This window comes from Mycolicibacterium sp. XJ879, assembly GCF_053483935.1.
Genome location: NZ_JBEFTH010000012.1, coordinates 1 through 25,081 on the forward strand (window position 1 = coordinate 1; position 25,081 = coordinate 25,081).

At 65.9% G+C, this 25,081-nt stretch carries 23 protein-coding genes; 14 read left to right on the forward strand and 9 right to left on the reverse strand.

The window, feature by feature from the left end:
• The first annotated feature begins 258 nt into the window (after nt 1–258).
• The 7 genes from ABQF13_RS21530 to ABQF13_RS21560 are packed head-to-tail and all read left to right on the forward strand — an operon-like array spanning nt 259 to nt 6,035.
• Nucleotides 259–798, forward strand: coding sequence for a carboxymuconolactone decarboxylase family protein (locus ABQF13_RS21530; protein WP_448394926.1), 540 nt, complete (start codon nt 259–261; stop codon nt 796–798).
• 5 nt (nt 799–803) lie between these two features.
• Complete coding sequence (locus tag ABQF13_RS21535; RefSeq protein WP_448394824.1) at nt 804–2,147, forward strand: aromatic ring-hydroxylating oxygenase subunit alpha; 1,344 nt, start codon at nt 804–806, stop codon at nt 2,145–2,147.
• Nucleotides 2,140–2,469 carry a hypothetical protein gene (locus tag ABQF13_RS21540; RefSeq protein ID WP_448394825.1) on the forward strand — a complete coding sequence of 110 codons (330 nt, stop codon included), beginning with the start codon at nt 2,140–2,142 and terminating at the stop codon, nt 2,467–2,469. Before ABQF13_RS21535 ends, ABQF13_RS21540 begins: the two co-directional genes overlap by 8 nt.
• Before the next feature lie 3 nt (nt 2,470–2,472).
• Nucleotides 2,473–3,684 carry a metal-dependent hydrolase family protein gene (locus tag ABQF13_RS21545; RefSeq protein ID WP_448394826.1) on the forward strand — a complete coding sequence of 404 codons (1,212 nt, stop codon included), beginning with the start codon at nt 2,473–2,475 and terminating at the stop codon, nt 3,682–3,684.
• Nucleotides 3,677–4,114, forward strand: coding sequence for a nuclear transport factor 2 family protein (locus ABQF13_RS21550; protein WP_448394827.1), 438 nt, complete (start codon nt 3,677–3,679; stop codon nt 4,112–4,114). Before ABQF13_RS21545 ends, ABQF13_RS21550 begins: the two co-directional genes overlap by 8 nt.
• Nucleotides 4,111–5,235 carry an acyl-CoA dehydrogenase family protein gene (locus ABQF13_RS21555; RefSeq protein WP_448394828.1) on the forward strand — a complete coding sequence of 375 codons (1,125 nt, stop codon included), beginning with the start codon at nt 4,111–4,113 and terminating at the stop codon, nt 5,233–5,235. The genes ABQF13_RS21550 and ABQF13_RS21555 overlap by 4 nt, the downstream gene beginning before the upstream one ends.
• Nucleotides 5,236–5,267: 32 nt before the next feature.
• Nucleotides 5,268–6,035, forward strand: coding sequence for an acyl-CoA dehydrogenase family protein (locus tag ABQF13_RS21560; protein WP_448394927.1), 768 nt, complete (start codon nt 5,268–5,270; stop codon nt 6,033–6,035).
• A gap of 18 nt (nt 6,036–6,053) precedes the next feature.
• Here ABQF13_RS21560 and ABQF13_RS21565 read toward each other — a convergent pair whose 3' ends face one another.
• The gene (locus tag ABQF13_RS21565) at nt 6,054–6,836 is read right to left on the reverse strand and encodes an enoyl-CoA hydratase (RefSeq protein ID WP_448394829.1); all 783 of its coding nucleotides are present in this window, start codon (nt 6,834–6,836) and stop codon (nt 6,054–6,056) included.
• An 11-nt stretch (nt 6,837–6,847) separates the two neighbouring features.
• On the reverse strand, nt 6,848–8,035 hold the full coding sequence (locus ABQF13_RS21570) for an acyl-CoA dehydrogenase family protein (protein WP_448394830.1): 1,188 nt from the start codon (nt 8,033–8,035) through the stop codon (nt 6,848–6,850).
• A 123-nt stretch (nt 8,036–8,158) separates the two neighbouring features.
• On the opposite strand from ABQF13_RS21570, the gene ABQF13_RS21575 reads away from it, so the two are divergent.
• The 5 genes from ABQF13_RS21575 (at nt 8,159) to ABQF13_RS21595 (ending at nt 13,946) form a co-directional block, all read left to right on the forward strand.
• Nucleotides 8,159–8,881 carry a TetR/AcrR family transcriptional regulator gene (locus tag ABQF13_RS21575; protein ID WP_448394831.1) on the forward strand — a complete coding sequence of 241 codons (723 nt, stop codon included), beginning with the start codon at nt 8,159–8,161 and terminating at the stop codon, nt 8,879–8,881.
• A 437-nt stretch (nt 8,882–9,318) separates the two neighbouring features.
• Entirely contained in the window at nt 9,319–10,449 is a 1,131-nt protein-coding gene (locus ABQF13_RS21580) for a cytochrome P450 (protein ID WP_448394928.1), read from the forward strand.
• 43 nt (nt 10,450–10,492) lie between these two features.
• On the forward strand, nt 10,493–11,332 hold the full coding sequence (locus tag ABQF13_RS21585; protein ID WP_448394832.1) for a mycofactocin-coupled SDR family oxidoreductase: 840 nt from the start codon (nt 10,493–10,495) through the stop codon (nt 11,330–11,332).
• Between the two features lie 12 nt (nt 11,333–11,344).
• Nucleotides 11,345–12,415 carry a phosphotransferase gene (locus tag ABQF13_RS21590; protein ID WP_448394833.1) on the forward strand — a complete coding sequence of 357 codons (1,071 nt, stop codon included), beginning with the start codon at nt 11,345–11,347 and terminating at the stop codon, nt 12,413–12,415.
• An 85-nt stretch (nt 12,416–12,500) separates the two neighbouring features.
• Nucleotides 12,501–13,946 (forward strand): WS/DGAT/MGAT family O-acyltransferase, encoded by a 1,446-nt coding sequence (locus ABQF13_RS21595; RefSeq protein ID WP_448394834.1) that lies wholly within the window; start codon nt 12,501–12,503, stop codon nt 13,944–13,946.
• Here ABQF13_RS21595 and fadD12 read toward each other — a convergent pair.
• Nucleotides 13,943–15,550, reverse strand: coding sequence for an acyl-CoA ligase FadD12 (gene fadD12, locus ABQF13_RS21600; protein WP_448394835.1), 1,608 nt, complete (start codon nt 15,548–15,550; stop codon nt 13,943–13,945). The two genes, ABQF13_RS21595 and fadD12, sit on opposite strands and share 4 nt — an antisense overlap.
• A 5-nt stretch (nt 15,551–15,555) precedes the next feature.
• A complete protein-coding gene (locus ABQF13_RS21605; protein WP_448394836.1) occupies nt 15,556–16,362 on the reverse strand; it encodes a lysophospholipid acyltransferase family protein in 807 nt (268 codons plus the stop codon).
• A gap of 110 nt (nt 16,363–16,472) precedes the next feature.
• Between ABQF13_RS21605 and ABQF13_RS21610 the strand changes: the two genes are divergently transcribed.
• Entirely contained in the window at nt 16,473–17,537 is a 1,065-nt protein-coding gene (locus tag ABQF13_RS21610) for an NAD-dependent epimerase/dehydratase family protein (protein ID WP_448394929.1), read from the forward strand.
• A gap of 9 nt (nt 17,538–17,546) precedes the next feature.
• The gene (locus ABQF13_RS21615; RefSeq protein WP_448394837.1) at nt 17,547–18,389 is read left to right on the forward strand and encodes an SDR family NAD(P)-dependent oxidoreductase; all 843 of its coding nucleotides are present in this window, start codon (nt 17,547–17,549) and stop codon (nt 18,387–18,389) included.
• On the opposite strand, the gene ABQF13_RS21620 is transcribed toward ABQF13_RS21615, so the two are convergent.
• From ABQF13_RS21620 to ABQF13_RS21640, 5 genes are all read right to left on the reverse strand, one after another.
• Nucleotides 18,383–19,198 (reverse strand): SDR family NAD(P)-dependent oxidoreductase, encoded by an 816-nt coding sequence (locus ABQF13_RS21620; protein WP_448394838.1) that lies wholly within the window; start codon nt 19,196–19,198, stop codon nt 18,383–18,385. The genes ABQF13_RS21615 and ABQF13_RS21620 overlap by 7 nt on opposite strands.
• Nucleotides 19,199–19,292: 94 nt before the next feature.
• The gene (locus tag ABQF13_RS21625) at nt 19,293–21,710 is read right to left on the reverse strand and encodes a CaiB/BaiF CoA-transferase family protein (RefSeq protein ID WP_448394839.1); all 2,418 of its coding nucleotides are present in this window, start codon (nt 21,708–21,710) and stop codon (nt 19,293–19,295) included.
• Complete coding sequence (locus ABQF13_RS21630) at nt 21,710–22,675, reverse strand: enoyl-CoA hydratase/isomerase family protein (RefSeq protein ID WP_448394840.1); 966 nt, start codon at nt 22,673–22,675, stop codon at nt 21,710–21,712. The genes ABQF13_RS21625 and ABQF13_RS21630 overlap by 1 nt, the downstream gene beginning before the upstream one ends.
• A gap of 10 nt (nt 22,676–22,685) precedes the next feature.
• Nucleotides 22,686–23,855: a M24 family metallopeptidase gene (locus ABQF13_RS21635; RefSeq protein ID WP_448394841.1), complete on the reverse strand. Its 1,170-nt coding sequence runs from the start codon at nt 23,853–23,855 to the stop codon at nt 22,686–22,688.
• The gene (locus ABQF13_RS21640) at nt 23,856–25,037 is read right to left on the reverse strand and encodes a M24 family metallopeptidase (RefSeq protein ID WP_448394930.1); all 1,182 of its coding nucleotides are present in this window, start codon (nt 25,035–25,037) and stop codon (nt 23,856–23,858) included.
• Nucleotides 25,038–25,081: the final 44 nt, after the last annotated feature.

Here is a 25,081-nt window from a genome sequence, read left to right on the forward strand (position 1 = left end):
GCCTGTTCCCTTCGTCGGGGTCGTCGCTGACCCCCACCCTAGATCGACAAGGTTCTCTACTAGAGAAAACTAGCTTCTCTAATCGCGAGAATCAATGTCCGAAAGCCGCCGCAGGGCCGCCAGGCAGCGCCGTTGTACCCCGGCCGGCACCGCCGTGACCGGCGCGTCTGACCAGGGGGATTGACCTTCTGCGGTAAAGATGGAAACCTATTAGCCAAATATGAGAACCTGATTCTCGTGAGCGAGAGGAAGCTATCGGTGCGAGTGCTGCCGCTACCTGCCGATCAGTGGGATGACGCGGTCGACCATGCCCTGTCCAGCATCCCCGCCGAGCGGCGCAGCCCCGAGAAAACGGGCAACCTGCTGGCCACCCTCGTGCGCCATCCGAAGCTGACGCGGGCTTTCCTGCGCTTCAACAACCACCTGCTGTACTCCTCCACCCTGTCCGCACGGTTGCGCGAACTGGCGGTGTTGCGGGTGGCGCACCGGCGCCGCTGTGAGTACGAGTGGCGCCACCACGTACGGATGGGCCTCGACGCCGGGTTGACCGAGGACGTCATCGCCGGTATCGAGCGCGGTGAGGCGGACGACGAACTGGACCGCGCCGTGCTGTACGCGGTCGACGAACTCGAGGACGCTTCGGAGATTTCCGATGCCACGTGGACGACGTTGTCCGAGCATCTTGATGAGCGCCAGCGTATGGATCTCGTCTTCACCATCGGCTGCTATGGCGCACTCGCCATGGCCATCAACACTTTCGGCGTAGTACCCGACTCCGAAAATCTCGCAGAGAGGTAAACACCATGGCATTTTTCCCCAAACCTGCTGAGGGCAGCTGGACCGAGCATTGGCCCGAACTCGGCACGGGGCCGGTGGATTACACCGACTCGATAGATCCCGAGCATTGGAAGCTCGAACAGCAGGCGATCTTCAGGAAGTGCTGGCTGAACGTGGGCCGGGTCGAACGGCTTCCGAAGAAGGGCAGCTACTTCACCAAGGAGATGCCGTCCGCGGGCAAGGGCACGTCGGTGATCGTCGTCAAGGGTACCGACAACGAAGTTCGCGCGTTTCACAACATGTGCCGCCACCGCGGGAACAAGCTGGTGTGGAACGACTATCCCGGCCAGGAGGTGTCGGGCACCTGCCGCCAGTTCACCTGCAAGTACCACGCGTGGCGCTACAGCCTCGAGGGAGACCTCACCTTCATCCAGCAGGAGGACGAGTTCTTCGACGTCGACAAGGCCGACTATGGGTTGGTGCCCGTGCGCTGCGAGGTGTGGGAAGGCTTCATCTTCATCAACTTCGACGATGATGCCGAACCATTGACCGACTACCTCGGCGAGTTCGCAAAGGGCTTGGAGGGCTATCCCTTCCACGAGATGACGGAGACCTACTCCTACCGCGCCGAAGTCAACGCGAACTGGAAGCTGTTCATCGACGCGTTCGTCGAGTTCTACCATGCACCGGTGCTGCACATGAAGCAGGCGGTCAAGGAAGAGGCGGAGAAGCTGGCCAGCTTCGGCTTCGAGGCGCTGCACTATGACATCAAGGGCAGGCACTCGATGATCTCGTCGTGGGGTGGGATGAGCCCCCCGAAGGACCCGAACATGGTCAAGCCGATCGAACGGGTGCTGCACAGCGGGTTGTTCGGCCCGTGGGACCGGCCCAACATCAAGGGCATCCTGCCCGGCGAGTTGCCGCCGGCGGTCAACCCGTCGCGTCACCATTCCTGGGGTCAGGACTCTTTCGAGTTCTTCCCGAACTTCACGCTGCTGCTGTGGGCGCCGGGCTGGTATCTCACGTACCACTACTGGCCCACCGACGTCGACAAGCACATCTTCGAGTGCACGCTGTACTTCGTGCCCGCCACCAACACCCGGGAGCGACTTGCCCATGAGCTCGCGGCGGTGACGTTCAAGGAGTACGCGTTCCAGGACGCCAACACCCTGGAGGCCACCCAGACGATGATCAGCACCGGCGCGGTCAAGGATTTCCTGTTGTGCGACCAAGAGGTCCTGCTGCGCCATCTGCACAAGACGGCGTGGGATCACGTGAACGCCTATAAGAAGGAAAAGGGTCTCACCGACGGTTCGGGCAATGGGAGACCCGCGACGTCGGCCGGTCAGAAGGATGCGATCAATGCCTAAGTTGCCAGCAGAGTTCGCCGACCTCGAGCGGTTCACCGACTGGTGCCTGCCCACCGAGGAAGAGCGTTACCAGAAGCGGCTGTCCTCGACCATGGAGGAAATGCAGGAGTTCTACGACAATGCGTTCCCCCGCCTGGAGGCCGTCATGGAATACTGCGACGCCAGGTTCCCCTTGGACGGAATGCCCGACGACGCAAAGGCGCTCATTCACATGATGCAGTCACTGGTCAACGTATCCTTCCCGATCGAGGTGTGGAAGCAGCCGCGTGTGCTCGACAGCGGCGCCACGTACATCACCTGCATCAAGGAGCCGGTGGTCTAAGTTGTGCTGACCCTCAAAGCAGCAGGTCTGCTGGACGTCGACGCCGGCGAGATCGTCCGGCCCGGGATCGTCCGGGTCGACGACGGCCTGATTGTAGGGGTCGGGGGCTCAGCCGAGGGTGACGTCATCGATCTGGGCGACGCGGTCCTGCTGCCTGGCCTGATGGACATGGAGGTCAACCTGCTCATGGGCGGCCGGGGCGAAAACCCCGGCCTGTCCCAGGTGCAGGACGACCCGGCAACCCGGGTGCTGCGCGCGGTCGGCAATGCCCGCCGCACACTGCGCGCGGGCTTCACCACGGTGCGCAACCTCGGGTTGTTCGTGAAGACCGGCGGTTACCTGCTCGACGTCGCGCTGGGCAAGGCCATCGACGCGGGCTGGATCGAGGGGCCCCGGGTGATTCCGGCCGGGCACGCGATCACCCCCACCGGCGGGCATCTCGATCCGACGATGTTCGCGGCCTTCATGCCCGGTGTGCTCGAGCTGACGATCGAAGAGGGCATCGCCAACGGGGTCGACGAGATCCGCAAAGCGGTGCGCTATCAGATCAAGCACGGCGCACAGCTGATCAAGGTGTGTTGCTCCGGCGGCGTGATGTCGTTGACCGGTGAGGCTGGGGCGCAACACTACTCGGATGAGGAACTGCGCGTCATCGTCGACGAGGCCCACCGCCGCGGGCTGCGCGTCGCCGCGCACACCCACGGCGCGGAGGCGGTCAAACACGCCGTCGCGTGCGGTATCGACTGCATCGAGCACGGCTTCCTGATGGACGACGAAGCCGTCCAGATGCTCGTCGACAACGACCGCTTCCTGGTCACGACGCGCAGGCTGGCCGAAGCGATGGATGTGTCGCGGGCACCAAAGGAGCTGCAGGACAAGGCCGCCGAGATGTTCCCGAAGGCCCGTACGTCGATCAAGGCAGCCTACGAGGCCGGAGTCAAGATCGCCGTCGGCACCGACGCTCCGGCGATCCCGCACGGCAAGAACGCCGATGAGCTGGTGACGCTCGTCGACTGGGGCATGCCCGCTGCGGCGGTGCTGCGCGCGGCGACCGTGGTGGCGGCAGACCTCATCAACAAGCCGAATTTGGGTCGTCTCGCCGAGGGCTATCTCGCCGACATCATCGCGGTGCCCAGCGATCCCCTCACCGATATCAGCGTTACACGAGACGTCAACTTCGTAATGAAGGGCGGTAAGGTCTTCCGACATGACTGAGTCGAAGCGAATCGAGGATCTTGTCGAGATCCAGCAGCTGCTGGCGAAATACGCCGTCACCATCACCCAAGGTGACATCGAGGGCCTGATCTCGGTGTTTACCCCGGACGGCACTTACAGCGCGTTCGGCTCGACCTACACGCTCAACCGCTTCCCCGAACTCGTCGACGCTGCGCCCAAGGGCCTATTCATGACCGGCACGTCGTTGATTCACCTCGACCCCGACGACCCCGACAAGGCGAGCGGAACGCAGCCGCTGTGCTTCATCGAGCACTCCCAACACGACATGCGCATCGGTTACTACAACGACACCTACGTCCGCACCGACGACGGCTGGCGGCTGAAAACCCGTGCCATGACGTTCATCCGGCGCAGCGGCGAGCACGACTCCGGCCGCCCGCACGCCATCGGAAGGCCCGAAGCGGGATGACAGAGCTTTTCGAGCCCCACGCGTTTCGCACCGCCCTGCGGGAATGGCTCGAGGCCAATGACTTGACGCCTCCGCCCGGTGACGACTCGCTGGATGCCCACCAAGGCCAGCATCTTCGGGTGCTCAATGCGCTCTACGACGCCGGCTGGATGCGGTACGGCTGGCCCGAGTCTGCGGGCGGGCTCGGCGGCCCGGAGATCCTGCGGGCGATCGTCGGCGAGGAGATCGTCGGCCGCGGAATCGACCATCCCGGACCGTATTCCATGCTCGAGGTCCTGACCCCGACGATGATCGACTATGCGCGGCCCGAACTGGCCGCCGAGATGGTGCCGAAATTGTTGTCCGGCCAGGAGTCGTGGTGCCAGGGCTTCTCCGAACCCGGATCGGGCAGCGACCTCGCGTCGCTGACCACGCGCGCCGTGCAGGACGGCGACAAGTGGATCATCAACGGGCAGAAGGTCTGGACCAGCTTCGCGCAGTACGCGACCCGGTGCGTCCTGCTCACCCGCACCGGCGGACCGGATACGCCGAACCATGAGGCCATCACGGCCTTCTTCGTCGACCTGGACACCCCGGGCGTCACGGTTCGGCCGCTGCGCACCATGCACGACGTCGACGAGTTCTGCGAGGTGTACTTCGACGACGTCGCGGTGCCCACCGACCGGATGCTCGGCCAACCGGGTGATGGATGGCGGCTGGCCATGGACCTACTCCCCTACGAGCGCTCGACCTGTTTCTGGCAGCGCATCGCCTACCTGTACTCGCGGTTCGACGCGTTGATCGGCGAGGTGAAACGCCAAGGTCAAGCGGTGGATACGGATCTCGGCGAGACCTATCTGGCGCTGCACACGCTGCGTTGCCGGTCGCGGGCGACCCAGCACCGGCTCGCCGACGGGGACAAGCTCGGTGCGGACACTTCCATCGACAAGGTGCTGCTGGCCGGTGCCGAGCAGCAGCTCTACGACACCGCGCGCGATCTGCTTCCGGGTGTGATCGAGCTCGACGACAATCCATGGCGCACCGAGTATCTGTATTCGCGGGCGGCCACCATCTACGGTGGTACCGCCGAGGTGCAGCGCAACATCATCGCCCGTCGCCTCCTGGACCTCGGGAAGGAGTGACCGTGGACACTCTGGACGCCAAGTCGCTCGCAATGCTCGAAGACACGCTACGCAAGACAATGCTGTCGACCTCCGGCGCCGAACTGGATGCCGCGCTGGCCGAACTGGGCTGGGCGGACATGCTTGCCGACATGCCGGATCTGGCGATCCCGCTGGTGTTTCGGTTGCTCGGTGAAACCGGTTCGCACGCGTCGGTTCTCAACGATGTGCTGCTGGAGACGATCGGCGGCCTACCCGGCGGCACCCCGCCGATGCCGTACGCGGGTGGCAGCTGGGTCGTGTGGGAGCGCAACGGATCTGGCGACACCACGCTGGGTGGGCTGCCACTGCGCCGGCTGCCAGACGGCGAGACGATGCGGTTGGGCGAGACGCGACGGGCGGTGGGCTGGTGGCTGGTCGGCTCGGCGCGGGCGATGCTCACGCTGGCGCGCCAACACGCGTTGGACCGCGTCCAGTTCGGCCGACCGATCTCGTCGTTTCAGGCGATCAGGCATCGGCTGGCCGAGACCCTGGTGGCCATCGAAGGCGCCGAGGCGACACTCGCGTTGCCCGAGGCCGAAAGCCCTGACCTGACCGCGATGTTGGCCAAGGCCGCCGCGGGCAAGGCCGCGCTGACCGCGGCCCGACACTGTCAGCAGGTGCTCGGCGGTATCGGCTTCACCGCCGAGCACGACCTGCACCGGCACGTGAAGCGCGCGTTGGTGCTCGACGGGTTGCTTGGTAACACAAAGGAACTCACCCGCAAGGCGGGCGCGGGATTGCGGGCCCGCGGCTCTGTGCCCCGCCTCGCACAACTCTAATTTCTCCGCTCGCGCAGATTATTTGATGTTGGCCTTCATCTCGTCGAGGTTCACCAACACCGGCCACCCGCCCACGCTCAGCGCATTGCCGTGTCCGGTCTGATGGATGTCGAACACCGACTGGATGGCCGCGTAGAAGCCCTGCACATCGAGTGTCTGGTTGACCGCGCGCTTGGCCTGGCGCAACGCGAACGGCGGCATCTTGGCGATCTGCTCGGCCAGCGCCCTGGTTTCCGAATCGAGTTGGTCCCGGGGCACGACGCGGTTGACCATACCGGTGGCGGCCACTTCCTCCGCGGTCATCGCCCGGCCGGTGAACAGTATCTCCTTGGCCTTACGGGGTCCCAGTTCCCAGGTGTGGCCGTGGTATTCGACGCCACCGATGCCCATCAGCACGACGGGGTCGGAGAACTGCGCGTCGTCGGAGGCGATGATCAGATCGCACGGCCAGCACAACAGCAGACCACCGGAGATGCACCTGCCCTGTACCGCGGCGATCGACGGTTTGGGTACGTTGCGCCAGCGCAGCGTGTACTCGAGGTAGCGCTTGGCTTCGTGTTGGATGATGAAGTCGAGGGTGATCTTGTCGGGCACCGGACCGCCGCCGCGCAGATCGTGTCCGGCCGAGAAATGCTTCCCGTTGGCCCGCAGGAGAATCACCGAGACGTCGTTGTCCTCTGCGGCGCGGGTCCACGCCGCGTCGAGTTCGTCGAGCAGCTCGGGGTTCTGGGCGTTGGCCGCCTCCGGACGGTTCAAGGTGACGGTTGCGATGCGGTCGGCGACGTCGTAGTCGATATACATGCTGCGTCCTTCTAGTTTCGGGGCAGTCTCAGCAGCCGCTGGGCGATGATGTTGCGTTGGATTTCAGAGGTTCCGCCGGCGATGGTGCCGCCGAAGGAGCGCACGTAGCGTTCAAACCAGCCGCACCGGTACGCGTCGAGGTGGTGTGCGCTGTACGGACCGGACATGCTCGGGTGAGCCAGACCGTCGACACCCGTTGCGTCCAGCGCGTATTCGGTGGCCAGCTGCGAAGCTTCCGAGCCCATGAGCTTGAGCACCGACAGCGCGGACGCGTCTTCCTCACCGCGAGCCGCGCGGGCCAGCGCAACCGAGCCGAGCAGGAGAAGCGCCTGATTGTCCATGACCAACGTCGCATACCGGTCGCGGTCCGGCGCGGAGGCGGGCCGGAAGTCCTCAGTCAGCTCGGCCAGCCGGTCGGCGTAGCTGAGCCACAACATGTTCCGCTCATGCCCGAGCGAACCGCTGGCCACCCGCCAACCCTCGTTGAGAGGTCCGACGAGGTTCTCGGCGGGCACCCGCACGTCGTTGAAGAAGACCTCGTTGAAGTCCAGGTCGTTCTGGTCGCACACCGATGCGAACGGCCGTCGTACCACGCCCGGCAGGTCGGTCGGGATCAGCAGCACGCTGATGCCCTTGTGTTTGGGCGCGTCGGCATCGGTGCGCACGAAGGTCAGCAGCACGTCTGCGTCGTGTGCACCCGACGTCCACACCTTCTGGCCGTTGACCACGAAATGATCGCCGTCGTCGCTGGATACGAACTCGGCCCGAGTGCGCAGCGACGCGAGGTCTGATCCGGCGCCGGGCTCGCTCATCCCCAGCGAGGCGGTGATCTCGGCGCGCAGGATCGGCACCGCCCAGCGGCGCTGTTGTTCGGGTGTGCCGAACGTGATCAGCGACGCGGACACGATCCCGACGCCCTGCGGGTTGAAGGTCAGGTAGACGCGTCGTCGTGCCAGTTCCTGCTGATGCACATACTGCTGTAACAAGGTGGCGTTACGCCCGCCGAACTCAGGCGGATGACCGGGCAGCAACCAGCCGTTGTCGAACATGAGACGCTGCCAGTCGCGTGCCCAGACGGGAACGTCGCTGCTGGATTGCGAGCGTGCGAAAGCCTCCGCATCGGGCGGAAGATTCTCGTCGAGGAACGCGTTGAACTCCGCGCGGAATGCCTCTACGTCAGCATGAAAGGTCAGCTGCACGGCACTCCCGGTGGATCAAATTTTTGGTAAGGCCTACTGTTATCAACAAAATGAGAATACTATTCTCATCGTGAGAAAGTTACAATCTCTGACACGTAGGCCGCGAAGGGGTCGAGGACCGCAATGGCAAGGCGTTCTCCGGTACAGTCAGTTCATGTTCTCCCAAATCGGCACGCATCTGAGCCGCCGGTGACCAGCCCGAGCGAGGAGCCGGCCTGGAAGCAACGTGCGGTCGAGCGATCGATCAAAACCGCCAAGCTGCGTGCTGCGCAGCGTGTGCAGCGTTTCCTGGACGCAGCGCAGGCGATCATCATCGAGAAGGGCAACACCGACTTCACGGTGCAGGAAGTAGTCGACCGTTCGAGGCAGTCGCTGCGCAGTTTCTACCTGCAGTTCGACGGTAAGCATGAGTTGTTGCTCGCGCTGTTCGAGGATGCGCTGAGCCGCTCGGCTGATCAGATACGGGCGGCGACCACCACCGAGGACGAGCCGATCGAACGCCTGAAGGTCGCGGTCCAGCTTCTCTTCGAGTCGTCGCGACCCGATCCGACCGCCAAGCGCCCGCTATTCACCGACTTCGCGCCGCGTCTTCTGGTGTCACATCCGTCCGAGGTCAAAATCGCCCACGCACCGCTTCTCGCCCTGCTCACCGAGCTGATGGAAGAAGCCAGCGCCGCCGGCCAACTTCGTGAGGGCATCAACCCCAAGCGGATGGCCGCAATGACGATGCAGACCGTGATGTTCGTCGCGCAATCCAGCGGTGAGACCGACGACACAGGCGCCGCCAACCCCATCACCGCGGACGAGGTTTGGGACTTCTGCGCCCGCGGGTTTGCCGCCGAGTAGGCAGAGAATCACATTCTCGTGAGAATTATGTTCTCGCAGCTGAGAAGCTGACTTACACTGGGCGGGTGCCCGATCTCTGGCCGGATCTACTCGGCGGTCTCGCCATCACCGCACAAGATGCCGACGGCCGGATCGCAGCGCTGACGGCCCCTTCGCGGCGCGGTACGCGCAATAAGCACTCGGACGTTTCGGGATGTCGACGCCGTGATGAGAAGACCGTTCTACTAAGCGGAGAGTATAAATCGCGAAAACCGGTCAGCTTATTGACACCATTCGGGGCGAATGCCAAAGTTGTGAGACAAAAGTCTGCCCCATGTCTTATGTGACCCTGGTCCAGCGAGAGGCGACCCGTGACGATCAGCGCTGAAAATCCTGGCGTACAACCCGCCGCGACGGACGTCGAGTTGTACTACGACCCCTACAACATCGACATCAACATGAACCCGTACGCGGTGTTCGCCCGCCTTCGCGAAGAGGCACCGCTGTACTACAACGACAAGCACGACTTCTATGCGCTGAGCCGTTTCGACGATGTCAACAAGGGCGTCATCGACCACGAGACGTTCATCTCCGGACGTGGCGCGCTGCTCGAGATCATCAAGTCCGGGATGGAGATCCCGCCCGGCACACTGATTTTCGAAGATCCGCCGATCCACAACATCCACCGCAACCTGCTGTCACGGGTGTTCACCCCGCGCAAGGTGCAGGCGCTGGAACCGCAGATCCGCGCGTTCACCGCCCGCTGTCTCGATCCGCTGGTCGGCACGGGCCGGTTCGACTTCGTCAACGATCTCGGCGAGCAGATGCCCATGCGCGTCATCGGCATGCTTTTGGGCATTCCCGAAGAAGACCAACGTCGGGTCACCGAACACGGTGAAGCGACCTTGCAGAGCGACAACGTCGACCTGATGGCCACCGGTGAGGTGTTCGCCGAGTTCATCGACTACCGCACCAAACATCCGTCCGATGACATCATGACCGATCTGCTCAACGTCGAGTTCGAAGACGAGACGGGCACCGTACGCAAATTGGGCCGCGAAGAGTTGCTGATGTACCTGACGGTCATCGCCACCGCGGGTAGCGAGACGACGACCCGTCTGATCGGTTGGGCGGGAAAGACGCTCGCCGATTACCCCGATCAGCGCGCCGAGCTGGTGGCCGACCCCGGCTTGATACCGCAGGCGATCGAGGAGATCCTGCGCTGGGAGCCGCCCGCCCTGCAGATGGCCCGCTACGTCACCCGCGATGTGGAGTACTACGGGCAGACGGTCCCCCAAGGTTCGGCGATGCTGATGCTGGTGGGGGCGGCCAACCGCGACCACCGCCGCTTCCCGCCCAACGGTGATGTCTTCGACATTCACCGAGAACAGCGCTCGCACATGACGTTCGGCGCGGGAACCCACTTCTGCATGGGCAATGCGCTCGCGCGCTTGGAGGGCCGGATCGCCCTCGAGGAGATTCTCAAGCGGTTCCCGGCGTGGCAGGTCGACTGGCCGAACGCGCGTCCATCGGAAACCACAGCCGTACGCGGCTGGGAATCCATGCCCACCTTCGTATCTGAGGCGTGAGCACCCAAAACCCACCCCACCGACACCAAAGGGATTGAATAGTATGGCAGGACGTCTAGAAGGCAAGGTCGCGTTCATCACCGGCGCCGCGCGCGGGCAGGGCCGCGCCCACGCCGTGCGGATGGCCCAGGAGGGCGCCGACATCATCGCCGTGGACATCTGCAAGAAGATCGACACGGTCGACCTGATCGACGCCTCCACCCCGGAGGACCTGGCCGAAACCGCCGATCTGGTCAAGGGTTACGACCGCCGCATCTACACGGCCGAGGTCGACGTCCGCGACTACGACGCACTCAAGGCGGCGGTCGACACCGGTGTGGAGCAACTGGGCCGGCTCGACATCATCGTGGCCAACGCCGGCATCGGAAACGGCGGCCAGACGCTGGACAAGACCAGCGAAACAGACTGGACGGCGATGATCGACATCAACCTCGGCGGGGTGTGGAAGACCGTCAAGGCGGGGGTGCCGCACATTCTCGAGGGCGGCCGCGGGGGTTCGATCATCCTCACCAGCTCGGTCGGTGGGCTGAAGGCCTACCCGCACACGGGTCACTACGTCGCCGCCAAACACGGTGTGGTGGGCCTGATGCGGACCTTCGCCGTCGAACTCGGCGCCCAGAACATCCGTGTCAACTCGGTGCACCCGACCAACGTCAACACGCCGCTGTTCATGAACGACGGCACCATGCGGCTGTTCCGGCCCGACCTGGAAAACCCGGGCCCCGAGGATATGAAGGTCGTCGGCCAGTTGATGCACACGTTGCCGATCGGCTGGGTCGAGCCCGAGGACATCGCCAACGCGGTGCTGTTCCTGGCCTCGGACGAGGCGCGCTTCATCACCGGTGTGACGCTGCCGGTCGACGGCGGCAGCTGCCTGAAGTAAGGCGGACGAAAAGTGACTGTCGCGGAGCTGTCGCTGCCGCGGGAATGGGAAGAGATCACCCCGGATTGGATGACGGCGGCGCTCGCGCGGGATTTTCCCGGCGCCGTCGTCGATACGGTCGCCGTGGCGCTTCGCGACGACGGTACCAACCGGCGTGCCCGGCTGGCGTTGACGTACTCGGCGGGCTCCGGGCCGGCGACGGTGTTCGCCAAGGCCGTCGACCCGGAGCACGCCGACCTCGTTGCGCTCACCAGTGGGCTGTTCCACGAGCCCCGGCTGTTCATGTCGGGCATCGAGTTGCCGCTGGATCACCCGGCGGTCTACACGGCGCTGATCGACGAGGATGCCAGGAACTTCTTGATGATCATGGAGGACGTCGTCGCGCGCGGCGCCGACCCCCGCGACTCCACGCGGCCGATGACGGTCGAGCAGGTGGCCAGCGGAGTGCGCGGGCTGGCGCGAATGCACAGCCGGTTCTGGGGTGAGCGCTTGGCGACCGAACCGGCACTGGGCTGGCTCGAGCCGTTCGTCGCGTTCGAAGGGCTCGAGCACGCGCCGCTGCACATCGCCCACGAGCGGTTGGGCGACAGCGTTCCAGCCGAGATCCCGGCACTGAGCGGAACCGAATTGTTCATCGACATCTGGGCGCGCTACATCGGGACGCTGACCAGCTCGCCACAGACTCTGCTGCACGGCGATCCGCACATCGGCAACACCTACGTGCTGCCCGATGACGAGGTCGGATTCCTGGACTGGCAGATGGCGCGGCGCGGCAACTGGTCCCTCGACGTCGGCTACTTCCTGCAGGGCGCGTTGACGATCGAGGACCGCCGACTCGCCGAGCGCGACCTGCTCACCGAGTACCGCGACGCGCTGACACTTCCCGCCGACGAGAAGCCGACGGCAGCCGAGGTGTGGCTGCGCTACCGCGCATCCGTCGCGCACGGACTGGCGATCTGGATGGCGACGCTGTCCGGCGGCGATGCCTGGCAGGGTGCCGACATCTGCCTGGCGTTGGCCCAGCGCTACTCCGCGGCGTTCCTCGACCTCGACACCCGCGCTGCCCTCGACGCGATCGCCTAGCACCCAGTCGTTATCGAAAGCCCCCGATCATGATGGTCGGGGTGATTCGATAGAGCCCTCGCGTACTCGTCCGAAGGGCTGGGATGTGAAGCGACTCAATGGCATGGACGCCATGCTCTTGTACACCGAGACGCCGAGCCTGCACACCCACACGCTGAAGGTGGCGATCATCGACGCCGCGGGCTACCAGACCGAACACGGCTCGGAGTTCACCTTCGAGGTGTTCCGCCGTACCGTCGCGCGACGGCTGCATCTGCTGGATCCGCTGCGCTACCAACTGGTCGACATCCCGTGGAAGCTGCACCACCCGATGTGGCTGGAGAACTGCCCGGTCGACCTCGCCTACCACCTGCGCCGCGTTCAGGTGCCCAGCCCGGGCGGCCGCCGTGAACTCGACGAGGTGATCGGTCACATCGCGAGCACAGCGCTGGACCGCAGCCGCCCGCTGTGGGAGTTCCACTTCGCCGAGGGGATGGCCGACGACCGGTTCGCGTTGATCGGCAAGGTGCACCATGCGTTGGCCGATGGTGTCGCCTCGGCGAATCTTCTTGCGCGCCTGATGGACCTGTCGGGTTCCGCGCGTGACGAACACGACGGCTACAGCGCGTGCGAGCCGCCGTCGAAGGCCGAGTTGTTGCGGGCGGCGGGGCGTGACCACGTGCAGCACATAGCCGGGCTGCCCGCACTGGTGCGTGATGCGGTACGCGGTGTGGCGCGGTTGCGTCGGCGACCGCGGCCGCCGACGGCACCGCATGAGACGGCCAAGCTCTTCAAGACACCGTCGACATTTCTCAACCACGTGGTCTCCCCCACCCGCACCTTCGCGACGGCGTCCCTCGCGCTCGCCGAGGTCAAGGAGACCGCCAAACAGCTGAACGTGACGTTCAACGACATCGTGCTCGCCACCGCGGCCGGTGGTTTGCGCGAACTGCTGCTGCGCTACGACGGACGAGCCGACCGTCCGATCCTGGCGTCGGTTCCGGTCTCCACCGACCGCTCCGCTGATCGGGTCACCGGCAACGAGATCAGCGGGCTGACCGTATCGCTGCCCGTGCACATCGACGATCCGCTCGAACGGGTGCGGTTGACGGCGCTGACGACTTCCAACGCCAAGGAGGTTCACGATCTTCTCGGCCCACGGCTGCAGGGCCAGGTAATGGAGTATCTGCCGCCGCCGTTGACACCGGCGTTGTTCCGGTGGCGATCAAAACGTGCCGCACACAACAAGGTCATGAACGTCGCGATCTCCAGCGTGCCGGGCCCTCGTGAGCACGGCCATATCGGCGGTGCCCGCGTCAGCGAGATCTACTCCGTAGGCGTGCTATCCGCCGGCAGCGCATTCAACATGACTGTCTGGAGCTACGTCGACCAGGTCGACATCGCCGTGCTCTCCGACGATCAGACGTTCGACGATGTGCACCAGGCGACCGACGCGATGATCCACAGTTTCACCGAGATCCGGCTAGCCGCCGGACTGAAAGGCCCGATCACCGTCGCCACGGCCATGCCGCCGGCCACCACGTCCGGTTAGGTCACCAGGTCCCGCAGGTCGTTGCGCAGGATTTTGCCGGTGCTGCCGCGCGGCAGTTCCTCGAGAACCCGGATCTCGCGCGGCACTTTGTAATTGGCGAGGTTCTCCCGGACATACTGCTTGAGGTCGTCGGCGGTGACGGTGGCTGAGGGCGCCAAGACGACGAAGGCTGCCAGGCGCTGACCGTACTGCTCGTCGTCGACGCCCAGCACGGTCACCTCGCCCACCTGCGGATGGGCGGCCAGCACGTTCTCCACCTCGATCGGGTAAACGTTCTCTCCGCCGGACACGATCATCTCGTCGTCACGCCCCACCACGAACAGCCGTCCGGCGTCGTCGAGGTAACCCATGTCCCCCGAGGCCATGAAGCCCTCGTGGAAGTCTTTGGTAGTGCCGGAGGTATAACCGTCGAACAGCGTGCCGCTGCGCACGAAGATCTGCCCCACCTCGTTGGTGGGCAGTTCGCGGTGGCTCTCGTCGAGGATGCGGATCTCGGTCCCGTCAGCGGCTTTACCCGCGGTATCCGGTGCGGCGCGCAGATCGGCGGGGGTGGCTGTGGCGATCATCCCCGCTTCGGTGGCGTTGTAGTTGTTGTAGATCACGTCGCCGTATTGGTCCATGAACTTGGTCACCACGTCGGGCCGCATCCGTGAACCCGATGCGGTGGCGAACCGTAACGACTTGCCGCTGTAGCGGTTCCGGATGTCGTCGGGCAGATCCATGATCCTGTCGAACATGACCGGGACGACCGCGAGCCCGGTGGCCTTGTGTTGATCGACCAGCGCCATCGTCGCCTCGGGGTCGAACTTGCGGCGGGTGACTATCGTGCAGGCCAGCAGCGCTGCGAACAACAGCTGCGAAAAGCCCCACGCGTGAAACATCGGCGCGGCGATGACGATGGATTCTTCGGCGCGCCACGGAGTGCGGTCCAGCACCGCCTTGAGATCTCCTGCTCCACCGCTGCCCTCGGAACGCTTGGCGCCCTTCGGGAGTCCGGTGGTTCCGGAGGTGAGCAGGATGATGTCGCTCTTGCGGGTGCTGGGCTCGGGCCGTTCGCCGGCGTGCTTGTCGATCAGCGCGTCCAAGGTGAGCTGGTCAGTCGGGGTATCGGTCCAACCGAGAATCCTCGTTGCGTCGGCATTGTCCGCCATCGCGCGGTCCACGGTGGCGGCGAACTCTTCGTCGTAGATGATGGCGTCGGCGCCTTCACGTTCGATCACCTGCGCCAACGCCGGCCCGGCGAAGGACGTGTTCAACAGCAACACATCGGCGCCGATCCGGTTGGCCGCCACCAGCGCCTCGATGAACCCGCGGTGGTTGCGACACATCACCGCAACGGATTTCGGGCTCCCGCCCGGCAAACCCTGCAACCCCGCTGCCACCGCGTCACAGCGGTCGTCGAGCTGACGCCACGTCAGCGTGCCGCGTTCGTCGACCAAACCGGGACGGTCGGGGCAGCGCTGGGCTGCCACGGCGAAGCCGACCGTGGCGGTCACGCCCACGCGACGCATCGCCGCGCCCATGCGCACGTACTTGTCGGGGCGCATCGGTGCGATCAACCGGGCCCGCCACAGTGTCTGCAGAAGTCCAAAATTGTCGGCCATGGTGCTCATCCCAGCACCGGGAAGCGGCGCTCGGCAGCCAGTTCGTCCAGCGCCGCCTGCATGACCGCTCGAACGTGCAGGTCGACGGCTTCGATGTTGGGATCCTCACCGAACTCCGCGGTGATATCGATCGGATCGAGGACGCGGGTGACGATCTTGGCCGGCAACGGCAGGTTCGGCGGGAAGAACACCGACACCCCGAATGGGAATCCGACACTGATCGGCAGGATCTCGGCGCGTAAGCGCTTGAGTCCGATGCGCCGAGCGATCGAGTCGCCACGCGCCAGGAACAGTTGTGTCTCCTGGGCGCCGATCGACACCATCGGTACGATCGGGACACCGGCCTCGACAGCGGTCCGGACGTATCCCGTGCGGCCGGCGAAGTCGATCACGTTCTCGGTGAACGTCGGCCGGTAGGAGTCGTAGTCGCCGCCGGGGAACACCAGCACCACCGCGCCCTCCCGCAACGCCTTCGCCGCGTTTTCCCGGTTGGCCCCGATGACGCCGGCGCGACGCAGCAGTGTGCCGACCGGTCCGACGAAGATCGCGTCATGCCCGAGCGTATAGACGGGCCGATCGAAGCCGAACTTCTCGTAGAAGGCCGGCGCGAAGACAAGCACATCGGGGGTGAGCATGCCGCCCGAGTGGTTGGACACCACAAGTGCTCCGCCCGCCGCGGGGATGGCGTCGAGGCCGCGGACCTCGGCACGGAAATAACGCCTGACGACCGGGCCGACCCAGTCGGTGATGCGCCGGGTCAACACCGGATCCCACTTGGCGACCTCTGGTCTGCCCGTCCCGCTACTGGTCATGTCCTTTTGTTCCGCTTCTCGAGCCAACCCAAACCTAACCGAACGCCGAGCCTCAACCTGCGGATATGTTACTCTCCGAAAAAGAGAACGCTATAACCCTGGGGGAGTCGATGTCCGACCCGGTGCTCGTCACAGGCGCGTTCGGCCTTGTCGGAACCGCAACCGTGCGGCGGCTGGCCGAATTGGGCCGGCGCGTGGTGGCCACCGACCTGGACACCCCCGCCAACCGCAAGGCCACCTCCAGGCTGCCCCGCGGTGTCGACGTGCGTTGGGCCGACCTGACGGACCGCGACCAGGCCGGCCGGCTCGTCGCAGAAGTCGCGCCCGCGGCGATCATCCACCTCGCCGCGGTCATTCCGCCCGCGATCTACCGCAACGCCAAACTCGCGCGGCGCGTCAACGTCGATGCCACCGCGACGCTGGTCGGAATCGCGGAGTCCCAACCTACCCCGCCGCGATGGGTGCAGGCGTCGAGCAACGCGGTCTTCGGCTCGCGCAACCCCCACCGCTCCGACGAGCCGGTCCGGGCCGACATGCCGATGAAGGCGTCCGACCTCTACAGCGCACACAAGATCGAAGCCGAGCAGATCGTTCGCGCATCGAGCCTGCAGTGGGTGGTGTTGCGGCTGGGCGGGGTGCTCACCGCTGATCCGTCGGCGATGACGTTCTCCACCGACGCACTGTATTTCGAAAGCCTGCTGCCCACCGACGGCAAGCTGCACAGCGTTGATGTCCGCGATGTCGCCTGGGCCTTCGCGGCGGCGACGACGGCTGATGTCGTCGGCGAAATCCTGTTGGTCGCCGGTGACGATTCACACCTGGTCAGGCAGGGCGAGGTGGGCCCGGCGCTGGCGGCTGCGCGCGGCCTGAAAGGTGGGCTGCCGCCGGGCCGGCCCGGCAACCCCGACAGCGACGACGATTGGTTCGTCACCGACTGGATGGACACCGCCAGGGCGCAGGAAGCGCTGGGATTCCAGCACTATTCGTGGGACGACATGGTCGGCGAGATGCGCGCGAACGCGGGCTGGACCCGTTACCTGCTGCGCCCGCTGGCTCCGCTGGTCCGGATGATCCTGGCGCGCCGCGGCGCCTACTGGAAACAACCAGGCCGCTATGCCGACCCGTGGGGCGCCATCCGGCGCAAGTTAGGCGAACCAGGTCCCGACACGCCGTAGGGTGCGCACGTGAACAACTTCGACGGACCCGCAGCGGTCATCACCGGCGGCGCCAGCGGCATCGGTTTCGCCACCGCACGAGAATTCGCCCGCCGCGGAGCACGAATCATGCTCGCCGACATCGACTTGAGCGCGCTCGACGACGCGGTGGCAACCCTGCGCGGCGATGGCATCGACGCCCACGGCGTGCTGTGCGATGTGCGCAAGCTCGACGACGTCACCCGGCTGGCCGACGAGGCGTTCGGCATGTTCGGTGAAGTGCACGTGGTGTTCAACAACGCCGGCATCGCCTACGCCGGCCCGATAGCGCAAGCCAGCCACGACGATTGGCGGTTCGTCATCGACGTCGACCTGTGGGGGCCAATCCACGGCGTCGAAGCGTTTCTGCCGCGGCTGATCGCGCAGCAGGCCGACAGCCACATCGCGTTCACCTCGTCGTTCGCGGGGCTGATCCCCAATGTCGGGCTGGGCCCGTACTGCGTGGCGAAATACGGCGTCGTCGCGCTCGCCGAAACACTTTCGCGTGAGGTGCGCGCCGACGGCATCGGCGTCACCGTGTTGTGTCCGATGATCGTCGACACCAACCTGCTGGCCAACACCGAGCGGGTCCGCGGCGACGACTACGGCCCGGCCACCCCCTCGCCCGCCGACACGGTGCAGCAGTTGGCGTCGAACCCGGCCGACGACTCGGTGCTCGACGTCGACGAGGTGGCTCGGCTGACCGTCGACGCGATCCTGGCCAACCGGCTTTATGTGCTGCCGCACAGCGCGGCACGCGGATCCATTCGGCGCCGCTTCGAACGCATCGACCGCGCTTTCGACGAGCAAGCAGCCGAGGGCTGGACTCACTGAGCCGGCGGCCCCAACGTCGGTCGGCCGGTCTGCGGGTGGTGGTACCAGCCGCCCGCAGCGTGGGTTCCGCCGTCGACGTGGATGGTCTGCCCGGTGATGTAGCTGGCCATGTCGGAGGAGAGAAACACTGCCGCGCCGGCGATCTCGTCGACGTGTCCGGGGCGGCGCATGGGAATCGCCGGTGTGTCGGCGTCGGGCTGCAGCGTCCCTCCCGACAACTGCATCAGGCCTTCGGTCAGCGTCAGGTCGGGGGCCAGCGCGTTGACCCGGATCGAGTGGGCCGCCAGTTCGAAAGCGGCGGTCTGGGTGTAGTTGATGACGCCGGCCTTGGCTGCGGCATACGCCGCGTAGCCGGGCGCGGCGCGCACGCCCTCGATCGACGTCACGTTGATGATGCTGCCGGGCTGTCCGGCGTCGACCAGGCGCCGCGCGATCCGCTGCGTGCACAACAGGACGTGGCGCAAGTTGCTCTTGTACAGTGTGTCCCAACCGTTCTCGGTGGTGTCGAGCAGCGGTGAGAAGAACGTGCCGCCGGCGTTGTTGACCAGGATCGATACCTCGCCCAGCTCGGCGACCGTGCGATCCAACGCGGCGTCGACCTGCGCGCTGTCGCGCACATCGGTGGTGATACCCAGTGCCCCAATGCTTTTGGCGGCGGCGGCGCGGATGTCGGGGTCGCGCTCCCAGATGGCCACCGACGCGCCGAACGCGGCCAGGCCTTCGGCGATGCCCTTGCCGATGCCCGCACCGCCGCCGGTCACGACCGCGACGCGGCCGGTCAGCAGGATGCGGGACGGATTGATGGTCATCGGTCTAGAGTCATCGGTTCGGTGCTATCGCCGAGATTGCAATGAGGGTTGTTGGCTGAACGGTACAGCCCTGACCGCAATGTCGCCCATAGCGTCATCGGGAGGCCTTGCTCGGACCCATCACGACCGCGTTGCCGATCACCCCGCGGTCCTGCAGGTCGGCGATCTCCTCGTCGGTCAGGCCGAGTTCGGTCAGCAGTTCGTGGTTGTGCTGTCCGAGCAGCGGCGCGGACTGCACGTGAACCCGCTCGGGGCCACGCGACATCTTGAACGGCAACGTGCTGTGGGGGGTCCGGGCGTTGACCGGGTGCCCGACGTCCTCGAAGAAGCCCCGCGCGGCCAGCTGCGTCAGTTCGGTCTGGCGATGCGGCTGCATCACCTTGCCCACCGGAACGCCGTGGTTCCACAGCGTTTCGACAATGTCGTCGCCGCTGCGGTCCGCACACCAGGCGGCCAGGTGCTCGTCGATGGTGTCGTGGTGCGCGCGACGGCCCGCCGTGGTGGCCAGTTGCGGCTGCGACGCCCATTCGGGATGGCCCAGCGCCTCGCGCAGGCCTGCCCACTGCTCGTCGTCGGCCACGGCCACCGCGACCCAGCAGTCGGCGCGACCGAACTCGTCGATGTCGTTGGTGCGGTACAGGTTTTGCGGAGCCGCGGTCGGGCCGCGGTTTCCGTCACGTTGCAGCAGGGCGCCGTACGCGGAGTATTCGATGACTTGTTCGGCGGCGACGTTGAGCGCCGCGTCGACCATCGCTGCCTCGACCAGAACGCCGTCGCCGGTGCGGCGGCGGTGTTCCAGTGCCAGCAGCAGCGCGTTGAGCGCATGGATTCCGGCGTTGGGGTCGCCGACCGAGTAGGGCTCGTACGGATTGCGGTCGGGGTAGCCGGTCAGCCAGCTGATGCCCGACGCCGCTTCGATGACGTAGGCGAACGCCGGGTTGTCGCGCCACGGGCCGTCGAGGCCGAAGCCGGGCATGCGCAGCATGACGGTGTCGGGCCGAACCGCTTGCACCGCAGCGAAGTCCAGCCCGATCTGGTCCAGCACCCGCGGGGTGAAGTTCTCGACGATGACGTCGGCGGTGCCGATGAACCGGTTGAGCAGGTCACGGCCGGCGGCGCTCTGCAGGTCCAGCGTCACACCACGCTTGTTGGTGTTGAGGCCGGAGAAGATCGGCGACTTCTCCCACCACTGGTCTTCGGTAACCGGGATGCCGGCGATCAGCCGGGTGCCGTCGGGGCGGCGGGTCGACTCGACGTGGATGACGTCGGCGCCCAGCATCGCCAGCAGGTGGGTGCACGACGGGCCGGCCCAGAAGGTGGTCATGTCGATGACGCGTAACCCCTCGAACGGCAGTTTTGCCGAAATGTCCCGTTCGGCGCGATTTGCGGGGGTCTTTCGTCCCGAAAGTCCCATTGGGCGGTAGTGCTCGGTGTGTTCGCCGAGGCGGGGGGCAGGTTCGGGTGCGCGCAACACGGCCGGCTGCATGCGGTACGGCGGGCCGGGCTGGTCGAAGCCGTCGCCGGGGTTCTTCACAAACGAGCCGCGTTCGCGAAAGTGGTCGAGTCCGACGGCGTTGGCGCCGTTGGCCACCGGTGCGTTCGGGATGCGGAACGCCGTCGCCAGGTCGCGAATCTCGTCGACGGTGTGGCTCTCGACCCACGCGTAGAGTTCGTCGGCCTTCTCGTTGGCCTGCTCGGTGATCGACAGCGGCGACTCCTCGTCGATCCAGTCGTCGTGGCCGGTCATCGCGCACAGGTCGAACCACTGCTGCGCGGTGCCGCAGCCGATGTCGATCAGCCCATCCTTGGCCCGCGCGATCCCGGGTACCGTCAACCGTCGGGCATCGCGCCACGGCCTGCCCAGCATCTCGAAGTAGGACACCGGATAGTAGGTGAGCCCGAGGACCTGGGTTTCCAGCATCGACACGTCGACCAGTTCGGCGCCGCCACGCACCCGCGACGCCAAAGTCGCCGCGCTCGCGTACGCACCCGCGAGGTACTCGCCGACCTGCCCGCCCACATACACCGGGGCGCGGTCCGCTGAGCCGCGGCCCAGCCCGACGATGCCGCCCGACCACGCCTGCAGGGTGAACTCCGTCGCCGCACAGTCGGCCCACGGACCAGACAGCCCGAACGGGGTGATCGACGTGACGGTCAGATGCGGATACGCCGACCGGATCGCCGCCGGGGTGCACACCACGTGTTCGGCCACCGACGATCCGCGCGACCACACCACCGCGTCGGCCTCGGAGAGCAGCGCGTTGACGAAGTCGATGTCGCTGTCCGGGTCGGCCACCACGCTGTGCTTGGCGCCGGCCAGGAAGCTGAACAGCGCACCGTCTTCACCCGACGCGATCTGCGCGCCGGACGCCGACCAACGGCGCAGCCAGTCCCCTTGCGGCGGCTCCACTTTGATCACCTGGGCGCCACCCTCGGCGAGCAGCTTCGTGCAGTAGGCGCCTGCGATGCCCGTGGAAAGGTCAACGACGACGTACCCGTCCAGTGCTGCCACTAGTCCTTCTTGCGGTTGGATTTACTCAGCCGGAACTCGGCGGGGAACCTCATGTCGTTGTCGTTGACCGCGTCGGCCAGCCCGCTGTCGATGGCCTCATGCATGTCCAGATCGTCGGTGTCGTCGTTGGCCGCGCCGCTGCCCATCGACTCGAAGAACGCCGACAACAGGCTGCCCATGTATTCGCCCTGGTGCTGTTTGAACACCTCGAAGAAGATCTTCTGCTGAAAAACGGTGTCGACTGGCCGGTTTCGGGCGCATGCCCGCGCGTACTTGTCGACCTCGGCCTCGAGCTCGTCGCGCGACACCACCTTGTTGAGGAAGTTGCACTCATACATCTCCTCGGCGGTGAACGGGCGTCCGGTGAACACCATCTCCTGGAACTTGCGCAGCCCCATCATCTGCACCCACGTCCACATCCGCGGACCCCAACCGTAGTACCGAAACGAGGGATGCCCGAACAACGCGTCGTCAGACGAGATCACCAGATCCGCATCGGCGCACTGGTAGAAGTGCCAGCCGTAACAGTAGCCCTTGGCCTCCACGATGCTGATCTTCTTGAGCTCCTGCAGCGGGCGGTTACCGGCCTGCACGTTGGCGTACCAGGCGCTGATCGTGGCCCCGTGCCGAAACGAACCTTTCGGCGGGTAGGTGACCTCGCCGACGCCGTCGTCCTCGAGGCGCAGTTCGGCAAGGCGCAGATCGGTGTTGTCGTTGCCCTCCATGAACTCCGGAAGGTCCGCGCCGCTGCCGAGGTTGTCCCCGACGCCGCGGATCACCACCACCTTGACGTCGTTGTCGACTGTGGCCGCGCGCAGCAGATCCGCGTAGCGCAGCCGCGCCGCCGACGTCGGCGCGTTCAGGTACTCCGGCCGGTTGAACGTAATGGTCGCGATCTTGGTCTTCGGGTCCTTGCTGTAGAGGATCAGTTCCTCGGGCTTGGGCCGATTTCCGTTCTCAGACATGTAGTTCCCTTCAGCCGATGCCGACGCCGGCGTTTTCGCCCGCACCCTTGGCCCGAGCGCCCGTCTGCGAAGGGCTGCTGGTCAAAACCTCTGGTTCGTCGGCGGTGACGTGCACTGCCTCGCGTCCGAAGACCGCGCCGACGCCGGCTTCCCACACGTAGGAGGTGACGGCGAGCACCATGCCGGGTTCGAGAATCTCCTGCGCGCAGGTCTGCCGCAGCTGTGGTGTCACCACCGGCGGGTCGAATCCCAGACCGAGTCCGTGGGCCACCGGCATCACCGGCAGCCGCTCCCCCGCCGCCTCGTAGACCGCCAGCAGGTCGCTCGCCGAGGATCCGGGCAGGCAGGCGGCGATCAGCCGCTCACGCAACTCATCCCAGCGATCGTAGAGCGCGGGGACCGCCGAACCGTCGATATCGCCGACCGTCCACGTGCGGCCGACCTCGCCGAGGTAGCCGTCGGCCAGCACACCGGCCGAAAACGCCACCAGGTCACCGTCTTCGATGCGGCCGTCGCTGCGGGCCCGCCGCCACGGATGGTCCTTGCTGGTCGCCCACGCGCCGTCCTGGGTGGCCGGCGTGGTGACACCCCCCGCGGCCATCGACTCCATCAGCGCGCCGGTCAGCGTCTGCTCGGTCACACCGGGCCGCAACTCGGCGCGGGCCGCGTCGAGCGCCGTCTCGCCGACCGCCAGCGCGCCGCGCAGCACCGCGATCTCGTCGGCGGTCTTGATCCGCCGGGCCGCCCGCAGGGCAGGCTCGGCGTCGACGATCTCGGCGTTGGGAAACGCCATCGGCAAAAGCTGCGCGAATGTCGGTGTCAGCGAATCGGTTCCGACACGTTTGACGGTGGCCGCACCCGGCAGCGCCTTGAGCACCTCGACGAGCGTCATCGGGTTCCACGCCAACCCGTAGAGGTTCTCGTGGGGGATCTCGTCGGGGATGCCTTCATCCCAGGTGCTGTTGAGGTAGATCTCCCCGGTCGAGCGGATGACTTCGCAGATCGGCCCGAACGGTCGGGTGCCCGCCACCCACAGTTGCGGGGCGCCGGTCACGTACCGCACGTTGGCCTGGCGGCCCAACACCAGGATGTCGATGTCGCGGGCTTCCATCTGGGCCAGCGCCCGCTCGCGGCGGCCCCGGCGCAAATCGGCTGCGTCGGGCAGAATCTCGAGTGCCATTCAGATCCGATCCTGTCCGTAGGGTGCGTAAGGGTAGTCGGTGATCGACTGGTAGCCGTCCTCGGTGATCACCACGATCTCCTCGCTTCGATAGCCGCCGGTGCCGTCCTCCCACACCACGGGTTCGAGCACCAGCAGCATGCCCGCGGGATACACGAAGTTGTCGTCGAACTCCTCGCCGAGATCGGTTCCGATCATCGGCATTTCTGCGGCGTTGGTGCCGATCCCGTGGCCGAGGTAGAAGTGCGGCAGCCACGGCTTGGCGCCCCCGTTGGCGGCGATCGCCGCGCGCGCCAGATCACCGTTGGTGGCACCCGCCTTGGTCACGGACAGTACGGCGGACATGATCTCGCGCCACTTGTCGAACTGCGCCTGCTGACGCTGCGACGGTTCGTCGCCGACCAGCCAGGTGCGGCCGAAGTCAGAGCAGTAGCCGTGGTAGGTGATGCTGACGTCGGTCCACAGCACATCACCGCGTTCGAGTTCGCGTTCAGTGGTCAGCAGCGGCAAGGCGAGGTCGCCGGTGGTGGTCCACACCGACCCGCTGGTCTTCGTCGTGGGCATCACCTGCCAGATCGCCTCGAGCATGTTGGCCGTCGCGCCCAGTTCGAAGGCCCGCCGGACGAACGCCGCCGACAGGTCGACCTGCCGCACGCCGGGGGCGAGCGCCTTCTGCACGTCGACCATGGCTTCTTCGGTGATGCGGCACGCGTTGCGCACACACGAGATCTGATCGGGCGTCTTGACGAGCTTGGCGGGTCCGACCACCTGCGCGGCATCCGACGGCGGACCGGACGGAAACAGGGTGGCCGACGCGCGCCGCATCGCACCGGTCATCTCGTCGACGGCGACCGTGCCCCGGGCGGGCACCAGATCGGCCAGCACTTTGCCGAACTGCTCGACGCCCTCGTCGAATTCGAGGTACAGCGCGGGATGCACGTGGTCGTCGGGCACCTCACAGGCCGAGGCCGACCCCTCACGCAGCGGCATGAACAGGTGGGGATGCGGATCGTCGGCCAGCACGATCGCCACCGGGCGTTCCACGTGGGACAGGCCCGCATCCAGCAGCGGCCAGCTGACGCCCGTCGCGTAGACGACGTTGCCGTTGCCGATCAGAACCAGTGCATCGACGCCCTTTTCGCGCATGGAGTCGCGCAGCCTGGCCCCGCATTCGCGGTACATGCGGGCCCGGTCGGGAACCTCCGGAATGTCGATCAGGGTGGACT